Consider the following 12,922-nt stretch of genomic DNA (forward strand, 5'->3'; position numbering starts at 1 on the left):
TACGTATGAAAGTTGCACTTATAACAATGATTGAAAGTAATGGCCGAAGTACTAATGATGACAATGGTATTACATTTGAAAATCAAAGACATTATGAAGATGAAGCAATTCTCTGTTTTGAGAATTGGCGTAAGAATGCAGGTGATTTAAAAGATATTTCAATTTATACCTATTGTCCTTCAAAGCATATAGTGAGTGAGAAGACGAAAGAAAAGTTTAAAGAACTTGGTGTAACATATATTGAAAGATATCACGTTGAAACAGAGGGATTTGAATCTGGTTTCGTAAATGTACCTTTTTGTGGGATGCTTCTTGAAGAAGAGTTATCTGAAGATATCTTTATTCATATTGACCTTGATATGAATCTTATAAAACCTTTAGATCCTAAGCTGTTAGAAATAGTTTATGATAATGGTAAGGTTGTCGTCGGCCAATATGATGATATTTCAAAGAAAGATCAACGATTTATTGGAGAAGACTGGGGCAATCCACTCGATACGGGCTTTATTATCTCCCGCCGTGATAGTGGTTTTTATAAATTCTTTTTTGAAGAACTTATGGCCTTATATAACACAAATGGTGATGAGAGATGGAAGAAGTATTGTCAAAATGTAGAGAAGTACTTTCTTGAGGAATATGTCATTGAGAAAGCTTTTAATGAGGGGCGCCTAAATGTTCACCCTATACAGTATTATCAAGTAGGGGAGGGCTATGCATCCGTCTCTACTTTTCCAAAGGATAAGTTAGGTGGTATTTATTTTTGGCACGAACACCTCTATCCAAACTCTAAATATGATAAAGTAAGAGAGAGAATCGCATACTTTAAGAGAATGAAGGAGTTGTGATGGATATTGAACATATATTTAGAGAAAAGAAGATTGAGTTTCTCTACGCTGCTCAAAAAAAACTTAAGGAAGAGTTTGATATTGAGGTCCCTGTGGGAACAGGCTTTGGGAAAAGTAAAAGTTTTTACTTTATTTCTGTCGGCAAGCGTAAATATGTATTTAAACCAGCTTTAAAATTCCTTGTTACCGATGCTCCTGATATCGATCGAAAACTTAATTTTACTTTTGAAGACTTGTTAAATAAATACCGTAAGGTTATGAATAAAAAAACAATTCTCCCGACACTATTTGAAGAGTCTGAAAGCTTCTTAGTTTTTGAATACTATAATGAAGAAGATGGTTGGTTTAAAATGGATGATCTTAAGATAGGGGATTGTGAAACAGTGATTACATTAACCAAGAGTCTTTGGGGCAATGATAAGAACGTATTATTTCCCTTTTATAATCAACTCTATTCTAAGGTTTATAAAAACATTAATACTAGTGAAATAAAGATTGTCGATATAAAGTACGTCGAGATTCAAAAACGTAGACCAATTTTTATGTATATTTGTGACTATAATATTAATACTATTTTTTATTTTGAAAAAAATTATAATCCATTCTTTAAGGTGAAAGATATCTTGTCTCGTGAATATCCTGTTTTTGAGGCCCAAGAGAAATTCTTATATAAATAATGAAGATACCCTTGTTTCGTCCATATTCAAGTCTTGATTTAGAAGCACTGCTTAAGCGTGTTATAGATAGTGGTGAGTGGACAGGTGGTGTAGAGGTTGAAGAAGTTGAAAATCTATTAATTTCTACGTTCAATTTTCCAAATTTTATTTGCACTAGTAGTGCCACGTCGGCTTTTGAAATCATATTGGATATGTATTTCTCTGATGTGCAGGCAACAATTGTAGTACCTACAAATACTTTTGCAACAACAGCAGAAGTTCCAAGGAGACTAGGTCATAATATTATTTTTTGTGATGTTGATTCGTTCACTGGAATGATTGACGTAACATCTTTCAAAAAGATTTTAGAAAATCACAACGTGGATTGTGTAGTGCCGGTCTCTATTGGAGGACATCTTTACGATAGAGATGCACTAAAAAAATTAAAAACTGAGTATGGTTTCAGAATTGTTGAAGACTTTGCTCAGCTCGTTTATCTGGGATGCTATGATTTAGAGATAGATGCTGCATTTTTCAGTTTTTATCCAAACAAGATTCTTTCCTCTCCTGATGGCGGTGGACTAGTTGTAACTGAAACTTCTTTAGTGAATCAGGCAAGAAAGCGTCGTTTACATGGTATTTGTCGTAAATCTAGAGGGGAGTACGATATTGAGTTTCTCGGACGTAAAGCGAATATGACAAATATTGATGCTGTCTTTTTAAAGGATCAATTATCATCGTTATCAGAAAAAATTAGTAATCGTTTGGCCATTTACCAATCATATACTCAATTGCTTGAAGAAATACCTGAAGTTGATTTTTTAGCACTTGATAATAATATAATTCCTTCACTTTTTATAATTCATGCTAAGAATCGTAATGAATTGAAGTATTTTTTAGAAGAGAATAATGTTCAAACATCGATTCACTTCAAACCACTTCACTTACATTCGTATTGGAATCATGAAAAGTCAGTGTTTTCAGGTGCTGAGAAATATTACTCATCTACACTTTCTCTTCCTTTTTTCGAAGCACTTACTAAAGATGAGTTAAATTATATTATATCTGTTATAAAAAAGTTCTACTCTATCTAATGATTTTTTCAATATAAAATGATTCTGCTAATTCTTTACCACATTTTGTCCCTTCAGACTTTGCAATGATCTCTAAATTTTCGATTGAACGAGGATGAGGAAAAGGATGTAGTTCACTCTCATAAGCACACATTGCTTGAACCTTTGCCTTTAAGTCTTCCTTAGTAATCGAATTAAAATAATTTTTTCTTGCTTGCATAAGTTGTGAAGACTGATATTCAATACTTGAAGGTATATCAAAAGTGTAGACTTCTGTTGTTGTATTACTCGGAGTTGATCTGAAGGCCGTGAGGACAGCTTTATTTGTGATTTGATGGTCAATATTTAAATCATTGTATGAATGAGTGTATACTATATTGGGATTATAATCTTTTTTTACTTTTTCAATTTCTTGGATGATTTCGATAAGTGGGTAGCTATCGAGTCTATTATCTTTTAACGATAGTTTTTTGTGATTTTGTACCCCAAGTATATTGAGAGCTTTTAGGTATTCTTGATGACGGTTTTGAATATCTTTACCTTGGGCCGAAGTACTATCAGTGAGGACTAGTACATATACATCATCATTGTTTCTAATATGTTTATGTATCGTTGCACCACAACCCAATACTTCATCGTCAGCATGAGCAACAATTACTAAGATTTTTTCATTCATGGTGCCACCTTTTCAAAACTCCAATAGTCATCACACTCACATAGCTTAAATGGGCAGACTATTGAACTTGTTTTGAAGTCACAAGTTAGTATATGTTTCTTCGTACTCTTACAAGCGTATGAAACTTGTGCGTCATAGTGAATAATAAAGGCCCTAATATCACACTTCCAACCTTCTAGTTGATTGTAGCCATTATTTAAAAATTCAGATTTTGAAATATGCTTTTGTGTCTTGGCCGTTTTAATCAAAGTCGTTTCTTTATTTTCTAATTTAGCTACTTTCTCTTCGCAGATCTTGATAAAAGCTTCAATCTCTTCTTGATAGCTTTCATATGAAACAGAATGACTCGTTTCTTTATGTAGTCTTATACAATTTAAGGTATGTTTATTTTCTTGAGCAAGTTTATATAGATTTTCGAATGTATGTTTATATTTTTCAAACTCTTCTAATTTATTAGTGAAAAGAAATGCCGTATCCATCTGATATTTATTGGATAGGAGATCAATTTTTTCGATAAAACCTTTGTTTGGGTATTCTGGATGAAAACTTGCTGTGATCTTTATTTTTTCACTCACTGGAAGTTTAAGCCAAAAGCTCTCTGGTTTAACAAAGTTTGTGACAATTCTTATTTCTTTCAAGTTTTGAATTGTTTCTAACTCTTCAATTATACTAATAAAATTTGGATGGAGACTTGGTTCTCCACCGATTAGATTAATGATGAAGTCTTCTTCAATGGCCTTAAGCTTCTTTAAAACAATCTTACTTAAGGTTGTGTACTCGGTGTTACTGTTAAATGGTCTATAGTAACAGTAGCTGCAGTCAAATTGACAATGAGATACCATTTCCCAATTTATATTGAGCGGGGAGCCTTCTCCAATTGCAATAATCTCTTCATTTTCATATTGCATTACTAAGGTCCTCTATTGCGATACGTTCTTGGCCAAAGAAGTTCTCAATCCCTCGTTGCTTTAATATCTCTTTATATAATGGTGCTTCGTAATTATAGGGGAAACAAAAGTCTTTAATTTCTATGCCTTGAGTGTTGAATTCATTTAGCATTTTATCTGTATCTTCTTTAAGATGATTATGAAGTTTTTTTAAAGCTAGGGTACCTCTTAAATCTTTATGTTGATGTGAATGTCCACCAATATAACAATTCTTAGTTGATGCTATTTCTTTGATTTGACTCCATTTCATATAATTAGCTGTATTGCCCGTCTTAAAGAAGCTCTCGTGAGCTTTAGAACATGAGGTTGTAATCTCGTTTTGCTCTTCTTGCTCTGGAGAAACTATATTAGTGGAAATAAAAAAGATCTTTGGTGTATCAAATTTTAAAAAATGATTTAAGTACTTATATTGTGAATACAGTCCGTCATCAAAGGTGATGATATAATTTGATAAGTCTAGCTCTAGCATCCATTCGTATACTTCATGAATCATCAATATAGGCTTGTTATTCTTATTCATAACTCTTTGCGATATCCTCAATAATTGCTTTAAGTTTAACTTGTGGACGATAGAATTGTTTTAATTTTTCGATACTTGGTGATCTCTTTAAAATATCTTTTGAATTAGCACTATATTCGTCATTAAAAGCAATTTTTTCAATTTCTACATCTAGCTTCAATGTATCTTTAATAAGATGAGCAAGCTCTTCTATCGTGACTCGGTTTTGATCATTTCCGATATTAATTGTTTGATTAGTGAACTTATCTTGCTCTATCAAATATTTTAATGATCCGATTAAATCACTGATATGGCAAAACGATCTAGTTTGAGTGCCATCTCCGTAAATTGTTATTTTACCTGTCTTTATCGCATCACGAATCATTTTTGGTATAACCATGCCATATTTAGAAGACTGCCTTGGCCCTGTTACATTAAATAACCTAAGAGTAATATGTGGAATTTCGTAACTCTTAAGTAGAAACTCTGTCATTAGCTTATTGCAGGCATAACCCCATCTCAAGATATCAGGAGGACCAATTTGAAGACTTTGATCTTCGACGCAATTTTCCTGATTACCATAGACTTCAGAACTTGAAGCGAATATTGTTTTTGTTTTATATTTAGCGAGAAGGGGTAGGAGATCATGATTGATCTTGTTTTCATTAATAATAGCTTCTCTAGGAGATTGATCGATTTTTTTTACGCCAACTGCTGCAGCAAAGTGGCAAAAAATTGTGGTGTCATTTAGTTCGGTATTAAGCCAATCCAAATCTACTTTACTTAACTTGGCCAAGTCCATATTTCTGTATGTTATTTCACCACAAATATCTTTCAAATCGTCTATTGAGACGACATTTGTTGATAGATTGTCGATAATAGTGATGGCGTATTCTTGAAAGAAATTCTTGGCGATTTCGCTTCCAAGGAAGCCAAGTCCGCCGCTCACTAACATTTTAGGTCTGGTCATAAATTCAGCCACTTGCAGTAATTTTATCTATTGGTAAAATTATTTAGTTAATAATAATGCATCAAATTTTAATTACACTTATAATTATAACATATTGCATGTTAATGAGGTGTCTCAATGAAGAAGAAAAATAACACAAATCAATTTGGTTTCACTCTTGCCGAGGTAATGGTTGCGGCCGGTCTAATTGGAGTACTATCTATGGCGGTTGTGAATATGATTGGTAATATCAATCGTACTTCTAAAAGGGCATCACAAGTTTTCAATATCCAACAAGAGATTCAAAGAATCTCAGGTATTTTGGCAGATGAGGATTCTTGTTTTAAAACTTTCAATGGGCGATCTTTTGGCTCTACTGCAAATGGTTCCTCTTTAACCTTTAATGAAATTCGTCGCTCAACTGGGCCAAACCCAGGAGATTTCGATACCATTTACACTCTTGATCAAGAGCTTGGTGGTACAGATGGAATTGTTCATATCGAAGCGATGTCTGCAACAACAACTTCAAACCCTGGACCTGTTTATTTAGAGAACGGTGTTAATGCAACAAAAGTAGATGCTAGTGTTAGAGTTACGTTCCAAAAGGGTCGAGCAGGCGCTGATATTGATATTGTAAAGAAAAGTTCTGTTGGTATGACAGATGTATCAAGAGATTTTCCACTAAGCTTTGTAATTAACGCAGCAACAGGTGCGGTACTTTCTTGTTATGGAAGTGCAAGTCAATACACAGATGCTGTTTGTGATGCACTTGGTGGTGAAATTGACTCAAACGGAGAATGTGTCCAAGTTACATTAAAGTCTCGTTCCGCAGGAACTCCTGAAGCGCAAGTACCATTAGACTACTCAGCACAAGTAGGGAGTGCTACCGCAGCTCAAATCAGTCCTAATAATATCGCAAATGCTCCATTGAAAATTCATAATGGCGGTGCTAGTTCAATATTAATAGATGATGATACTATACAAGCAGCTAATAGTGTATCAACTGACCCTAGTACAATGACATTTCCTACCTTAAATATTAACCCTTATGGAACTACTACTATAGGTGGTCCAGATGGGTCTGGCGATGTCCACAGTTCCCTCACAGAATATCCGCCGTTAAAGATAAAAAGAGAATCAAGAGCATTCTTATCGCTTGATGATAATTCTCTTCAAGCAGCTTATAAAAATGCTGCTCCTTCAAATGCTGTAGTATCGAGAGATTTAAACCTAAATCCTAGGGGTTCAAATGTCTTAGTTGGACGTACTGGTGGTACAACGAATCTTAAAATCTATGGTAACGTTATAATGGGAGACGATTCAGGTGCTACTGCAACTCGTGTTCTTGAAATGTATGATGGCTCTTACATTAACTTTCGATCGGATGAAAATCTAAAACATAATATTCATGAACTTGAAAAAGTACTTGAGAAATTTAGCGAAATTAGAGGTGTAGAATTCGTTTGGAATTCGAATAATCGACGCGATATAGGTTATATTGCTCAAGAAATTGAAAAGGTTTTCCCTGAGATTGTTTCAACAGACGCGAAAGGATTAAAAAGTGTTCAATATACTAAAATGCCTGCAGTAAATACAGCAGCTATTAAGGAACTTAAGCGTGAGAATGACGAGCTGAAGTTTAGAGTTAATCTTCTTATGAAGGCCCTTTGTAATGGAGAGGATGCTTATAAGTATGAAGAGGTTTGCTCAATTCCTGTTGCACCTTTAGAATAGTGAAATGAAAGATACAACTCTTGCCATTATTGGCGTCGGATATGTGGGAATCAACTTAGCAGTTAGATTCCCACAATTTTTTAAAACATTTGCCTTTGACATTGATAAAGAGAAGATCAACGCCTTAAATAGAGGTGTTGATATATCTAATCAGTTTCCTGCTGATGTATTATCAAGTTCTGGATGTATATTCACATCAAATGTAGATGCTCTTCAAGAAGCAAATTACTACTTAATTACTGTTCCTACGCCCCTTGATAGTAATAATGCCCCAGATCAAAGCCTTGTTGATCAAGCTGTAATTGGCCTTAAGGACTACCTTTGTTCTGGCGATACTGTTGTTATAGAGTCTACAGTCATGCCTGGAACAACAAATTACTTTAAAAACATATTAGGTAGAGATGATATATTTTTCGCATTCTCCCCAGAGCGTATCAGTCCAAACGATGGATATATTCAATTTGAAGATATTGTGAAAGTTGTCTCTTGTGAATCACAAGAAAAGTTAAATGACTTAGTATTAATCTATAGCAAAATATTTAGGCTAGTTGAGTCGAGTCAAGATCTAGAGGCCTGTGAGTTTGCTAAGCTTTTAGAAAATACTTCTAGAGATATTAATATTGCTATGATGAATGAGTTTTATCAAGGAGCTTTAGAAAAAGGTATTAATTTTCAAGAATCCCTTAGACTTGCCAGGAGTAAGTGGAATTTTCCAGAAGTTGATAAGGGCCTTGTGGGCGGTCATTGTATTAGTGTTGATCCGTACTATTTATCAGCTTATTTAGGTCTCTCGGAAGATTCAATTATCTTAAAATCTCGAAAAGTTAACGACTCAATGGTTATCTCTTTAGAGGAGAGGATACTAGCTATGAGTAAAATTGGTGATAGAGTTTTATTACTTGGGAAAACGTATAAAAAAAACTGTAATGATACCCGAGATTCAAGAGCACTTGAGCTATATGAAAAGCTAAAGCTTCGTATTGATCGAGTTATCGATTCTTTTGATCCATATATCGATAAATCAATTCAAATACTAGATTACAAAAATTTTGATTTGATTGTTACTCTCGTTGCTCATGATGAATTTATGCTAGAAAAAGGAATGTGGAGTAAGCTTCTTAATCCAAATGGAGCAATCTTTGACTTCGCTCAAGTCATACCGAAAGAGCTAGAGGGGCAATTTAAAATATATTACTAAATTAAGTTACAATCACAGTGATAACGGAAAAGCGTTTCAAAGCTATCTTCACTAATTCTGTGTTTATTTCTCATAAAGAGTTTAAAGGCGTCACCGCGGTTCAGGGTTTGACCGTGTTTTGAATTACATGAGAGCTTAAATGAAAGGTGAGAATATTTATCTAAGAAATCGTCTACTAGGTGATGATTATCGTTTGTTACAATAATTACATAAGTAAATTGTTCTTCATCCATATTTGGATACTCGATTTCTTGATCAAGATTCTCAACACAGTGATACAAAACCTCATCAACATATTTAAGATACTTTTCTCCATATCTTTTGATGAAGAGACCGTTTGTGAAAACATCAATTGTGCAATTTAGTTTAACAAGATGTTGAAAAACTTTTTCCATCGTTACGGGATCTATTAGGCCTGGCTCACCACCACTTAGGCTAACTTGTGCTCCTTCTGTGACAGAATAGACTTTTCCCAAAAGCATTTCTTTGCTGATAGGAGAAGTTTTGTTTCGTGTATGAGTATCAATAATACAATACGAACAATCCCAATTGCAGTTATATGTAGTTATTATGGTGAACTCATCACGTTTTGCCGTCATTTGTTAATTGTAACACGGTACAAAATTGTAAAAAAGCATTATTTTCTCTAAAGATTTTAGCTACTTAATAGAGTCTTGTAAGCGGTAATATTACTGCTAAAATAGATATATCAAGGATGATTAAATGACGAAAAAAGCAAAAGAAGTGAAGCTTGAAGTAAGGCTTTCAAACCTAAAAGATATTGATGGAATCCATGAGTTAGTTGCTCGATCTTATACTGGCTTTCCTGATGATTACACTAAGGGAATGATTCGTGGGCAGATTACAAATTATCCAGATGGAAATTTTGTTGCAACTTTAAACGGAAAAATTGTTGGATACTCTGCAAGTATACTTTTGTCAGAAAAGAAAGTTTTTAAAAAGCATACATGGGCAAGTATCACAGGACGAGGTTATGGTTCCACTCATGACGAGGATGGTGACTACCTCTATGGATATGAGACTTGTGTTGATCCATCTATTCGTGGTCATCGTATTGGCCAGCGCTTATATAATGCTAGGAAAAGGCTTGTAAAATATGAGCGCTTGAAAGGAATTGTCTTTGTTGGTCGTATTCCAAGTTTACACCGCCGTATCAAACAAGTTGAAAGTGTTGAAGATTATATTGAAAAAGTAAAAGAGAAGAAGATAAGAGATACGACTCTTGGTTTTCAATTAAGAAACGGTTTTGAAGTTTTAGGTGTTCTTGAAAAATATCTTCCTACTGATAAGGAATCGATGGGCTATGGTGTCCATTTGATATGGAAAAATACAGAATACCAAGCACAAGAGAGCAAGAAGGATCGCCCTGTTCAACAAAACTCAGTCCGTGTTGTAAGTGTCCAATATCAACAACGAGGTATTTCTAGCTTTAAAGAGTTTGAAGACTTAGTTGAATATTATGTCGACGTTACTGCTGACTATCGTGCTGACTTCGTTCTATTTCCAGAGCTGTTTACGATGCAGCTTCTTTCAATAAAGAATGAAGAAGTCGAGGCCAATGTTGCAATTGAGCATATGACAGCTTATACCGAAGATGTGAAGGCCCTTTTTCAACGATTAGCTGTAAAGTATAATGTAAACATTATTGCTGGATCACATCCAACGAAAGTAGGGGATCGCGTCCATAATATTAGCTATATTTGTCTACGTGATGGACAAATTCACGAACAAGCAAAAATTCATCCTACTCCTGATGAGCAATATTGGTGGAATATTGAAGGAGGAGATGAGGTTAAAGTTATTGATACTGACTGTGGCCCAATTGGTGTCTTGATCTGTTACGATAGTGAGTTTCCTGAACTTACAAGACACCTTGCAAATCAAGGGATCAATATTCTCTTTGTTCCATTCTTAACCGATAACCGACAGGCATATTGTCGCGTGAAATATTGTTGCCAGGCCCGTGCCATTGAAAATCAAATCTATGTTGCTATGGCCGGAAATGTTGGTAACTTACCAAGAGTAAATAATGTCGATATTCAATATGCTCAGAGTTGTATTTTAACTCCGTGTGATTTTCCATTTGCTAAAGATGGGATTGCTGCTGATACAACACCAAATGTAGAAATGGTTGCAATTGCTGATTTAAGAATTGATACTCTTTTAGAAGCTAGACAAAATGGTGCTGTAAAGAACTTAAAAGATCGTAGGCATGATCTTTACTCTGTCGTTTGGCATGGGAAATAGGTGGCCTAAATTATTTTTTATCTGGGATTTTACTCATCCCATATTCGGTAATGGCCGTTATCGAAAGTGATGGGTTTACTCCTGGGTTAGCAGAAATCATTGAACCATCAAAGACATACATATTTTCATAATTAAAGATTTTATTGTCTTTATCGATGACACCCTCTTTTTCACTTTCTCCCATACAGGCACCACCTAGAATATGTGCAGTGGAAGGAATTCCTGTTAGAGTTTCTGTAAACATAACCATTGGTTTCCCATCAATGATCTTACAATACTCTTTCGCCATTTGATGGGCCGTCTTTATAAAGGCCGTCGGTGCAGCACCTTTTGAAAGAACGGACTTCATTCCAAAAATTCCCTTCTTAAACTTTAGAGTACTATCAAGATGTTGCATAAAGAGATGAATATTTGTTTGTTTTGCAAAGTCATTTACAGTTAAAACTTTAAACCATTTAATTGGATCTCTTAGTGGCTCTATCGCCAGTTTAAACATTCTAAAAAAGAAATTAGGTTCAGAGATCATTGGCACCATAAGCACACGCCAAAATCCCGATCCATTGCCGTAACGAGTAGGCTCAAGATGTGAATGTTCATCAATGTCGATAATTGAACCAATGGCCACACCTTTGGTCATATCAATATCTTTCTTATAAGTTGTATTTAAGATAAGTGCTTCATTATTAGTTCTGATGGTATCACCAAGAGCTGGTGATAACTTAGGAAGTGTTGTTTTCTTTAAATCAAGTAGTAAGTTAATCGTTCCTAGAACACCGGCACTAAAGATAATACCATTGGCCTTTAGCGTTCTTGTCTTTCCAAAGTACTTTGTCGATTCTTTTAAAGTTACTTCGTAACTAGTTTTTCCGTTAGCTCCATCTATTGGGGAAACATGTGTTACTTTATTTTCAGCAAGTATATCAACACCAAGTTGTCTAGCGAGGTAGAGATAATTCTTGTCGAGTGTATTCTTGGCATTATGGCGACAACCCGTCATACAGGCGCCACATGAAATGCAACCTGAGCGAGTAGGTCCTTTTCCATCAAAGTATGGGTCCGCAACTTCAATGCCTTCTTTACCTTCTTCCCCAAAGTAAACAGAAACTTTCGTTGAGTCGAAATATTTTTCACGGCCAATATTTTTCGCAAGTTCAAGCATTGTGTGATCTGCATCGCCATGGTGTCTTGTTTTCTCAGCACCAAGCATCTTCCACGCAAGATCGTAATAAGGGGATAACTCTTCTTCCCAGTTATTTAAATCTTTCCAGGGACCGTGATTAAAGAATTGTGACTTAGGCTTTGGAAGAGTATTAGCGTAGACAAGTGATCCTCCGCCGACACCAACTCCACTTAAAACAGAGATATGCTTAAAGAAAGTAAGTTGTTGGATACCGAAGAACTTCAACTGGGGAAGCCACATCCACCTTGGAAGATTCCAATTAGTTTTTGGAAACTTCGTTGTATCAGAAAAGTCTTTCCCTTTTTCAACTACTAGGACGCTGTAGCCTTTTTCTGCAAGTCTTAGTGCTGAAACTGAACCACCGAAACCTGATCCAATATTAATATAGTCGTAACTTTCCTTAAGCATTGAGTTCGAGTTCCTTTCTGATTATATAATGACGTAATTATACATAAGGATTTCAATATGTTGAGTAGTTGAATATTAATTATTGATTAGAGTTATCTTGAAATTTCTTGTTTTATTAATAGTTTAGTAAATGTCGTGAGGGCCTTGTAAGGTGGTATAATAGAGAAGATTTTGGAGGATTTATGAAAGCAACAATCACAATCTTAGTACTGGCCATGACGACGTCTTCTGTCTTTGCCAAGGGAAGGCCACTTCTTAGATGCCCTAAGCAGGGGAACAAGGTTATTATTTGTCACGTGCCTCCAGGAAACCCAGATAAGGCCAAGGAAATTACAATCAATAAGAACTCTGTCCAAGATCACTTAGATCACGGAGACTATGCTGGCTACTGTGAAAACACACAGTATGCTGATAAGAAAGAGATGTGTGGAATTTGTGACGTGGATATCGATCCAACTTGTTAGTTATGGGGTACGCGCCACCTTTTCG

The 12,922-nt window shown here is 35.1% G+C and carries 13 protein-coding genes; 7 read left to right on the forward strand and 6 right to left on the reverse strand.

Features of this window, described 5'->3' with window-relative positions; genetic code table 11:
- Positions 1 to 5 precede the first annotated feature (5 nt).
- From M902_RS00695 to M902_RS00705, 3 genes are read left to right on the forward strand one after another with little or no spacing between them, the layout of a single operon-like run.
- Complete coding sequence (locus tag M902_RS00695; protein ID WP_021265836.1) at positions 6 to 845, forward strand: hypothetical protein; 840 nt, start codon at positions 6 to 8, stop codon at positions 843 to 845.
- The gene (locus M902_RS00700; RefSeq protein ID WP_021266525.1) at positions 845 to 1,522 is read left to right on the forward strand and encodes a hypothetical protein; all 678 of its coding nucleotides are present in this window, start codon (positions 845 to 847) and stop codon (positions 1,520 to 1,522) included. Before M902_RS00695 ends, M902_RS00700 begins: the two co-directional genes overlap by 1 nt.
- Positions 1,522 to 2,595 (forward strand): DegT/DnrJ/EryC1/StrS aminotransferase family protein, encoded by a 1,074-nt coding sequence (locus M902_RS00705; RefSeq protein ID WP_084710401.1) that lies wholly within the window; start codon positions 1,522 to 1,524, stop codon positions 2,593 to 2,595. Before M902_RS00700 ends, M902_RS00705 begins: the two co-directional genes overlap by 1 nt.
- Here M902_RS00705 and M902_RS00710 read toward each other — a convergent pair.
- The 4 genes from M902_RS00710 to M902_RS00725 are packed head-to-tail and all read right to left on the reverse strand — an operon-like array spanning position 2,588 to position 5,666.
- On the reverse strand, positions 2,588 to 3,250 hold the full coding sequence (locus M902_RS00710) for a PIG-L deacetylase family protein (RefSeq protein ID WP_021266207.1): 663 nt from the start codon (positions 3,248 to 3,250) through the stop codon (positions 2,588 to 2,590). The two genes, M902_RS00705 and M902_RS00710, sit on opposite strands and share 8 nt — an antisense overlap.
- A complete protein-coding gene (locus M902_RS00715) occupies positions 3,247 to 4,158 on the reverse strand; it encodes a radical SAM protein (RefSeq protein WP_021266015.1) in 912 nt (303 codons plus the stop codon). Before M902_RS00715 ends, M902_RS00710 begins: the two co-directional genes overlap by 4 nt.
- Positions 4,148 to 4,717, reverse strand: coding sequence for a polysaccharide deacetylase family protein (locus M902_RS00720; RefSeq protein WP_040313682.1), 570 nt, complete (start codon positions 4,715 to 4,717; stop codon positions 4,148 to 4,150). The genes M902_RS00715 and M902_RS00720 overlap by 11 nt, the downstream gene beginning before the upstream one ends.
- Positions 4,710 to 5,666 (reverse strand): NAD(P)-dependent oxidoreductase, encoded by a 957-nt coding sequence (locus M902_RS00725; RefSeq protein ID WP_084710402.1) that lies wholly within the window; start codon positions 5,664 to 5,666, stop codon positions 4,710 to 4,712. The genes M902_RS00720 and M902_RS00725 overlap by 8 nt, the downstream gene beginning before the upstream one ends.
- A gap of 117 nt (positions 5,667 to 5,783) precedes the next feature.
- On the opposite strand from M902_RS00725, the gene M902_RS15620 reads away from it, so the two are divergent.
- Both M902_RS15620 and M902_RS00735 read left to right on the forward strand, forming a co-directional pair.
- Entirely contained in the window at positions 5,784 to 7,379 is a 1,596-nt protein-coding gene (locus M902_RS15620; RefSeq protein WP_021266224.1) for a tail fiber domain-containing protein, read from the forward strand.
- A 4-nt stretch (positions 7,380 to 7,383) separates the two neighbouring features.
- Positions 7,384 to 8,577 (forward strand): nucleotide sugar dehydrogenase, encoded by a 1,194-nt coding sequence (locus tag M902_RS00735; protein WP_021266258.1) that lies wholly within the window; start codon positions 7,384 to 7,386, stop codon positions 8,575 to 8,577.
- Here M902_RS00735 and M902_RS00740 read toward each other — a convergent pair.
- Positions 8,574 to 9,176 (reverse strand): radical SAM protein, encoded by a 603-nt coding sequence (locus M902_RS00740; protein WP_084710403.1) that lies wholly within the window; start codon positions 9,174 to 9,176, stop codon positions 8,574 to 8,576. The genes M902_RS00735 and M902_RS00740 overlap by 4 nt on opposite strands.
- 124 nt (positions 9,177 to 9,300) lie before the next feature.
- On the opposite strand from M902_RS00740, the gene M902_RS00745 reads away from it, so the two are divergent.
- The gene (locus tag M902_RS00745) at positions 9,301 to 10,845 is read left to right on the forward strand and encodes a carbon-nitrogen hydrolase family protein (RefSeq protein WP_021266495.1); all 1,545 of its coding nucleotides are present in this window, start codon (positions 9,301 to 9,303) and stop codon (positions 10,843 to 10,845) included.
- 10 nt (positions 10,846 to 10,855) lie between these two features.
- Here M902_RS00745 and M902_RS00750 read toward each other — a convergent pair whose 3' ends face one another.
- A complete protein-coding gene (locus M902_RS00750; protein ID WP_021266400.1) occupies positions 10,856 to 12,433 on the reverse strand; it encodes a GMC oxidoreductase in 1,578 nt (525 codons plus the stop codon).
- A 182-nt stretch (positions 12,434 to 12,615) separates the two neighbouring features.
- Between M902_RS00750 and M902_RS00755 the strand changes: the two genes are divergently transcribed.
- A complete protein-coding gene (locus M902_RS00755) occupies positions 12,616 to 12,897 on the forward strand; it encodes a hypothetical protein (protein WP_021266511.1) in 282 nt (93 codons plus the stop codon).
- The last annotated feature ends 25 nt before the right edge of the window (positions 12,898 to 12,922 follow it).

The sequence above is a fragment of the Bacteriovorax sp. BAL6_X genome, from assembly GCF_000443995.1.
Classification (GTDB): Bacteria; Bdellovibrionota; Bacteriovoracia; order Bacteriovoracales; family Bacteriovoracaceae; genus Halobacteriovorax_A.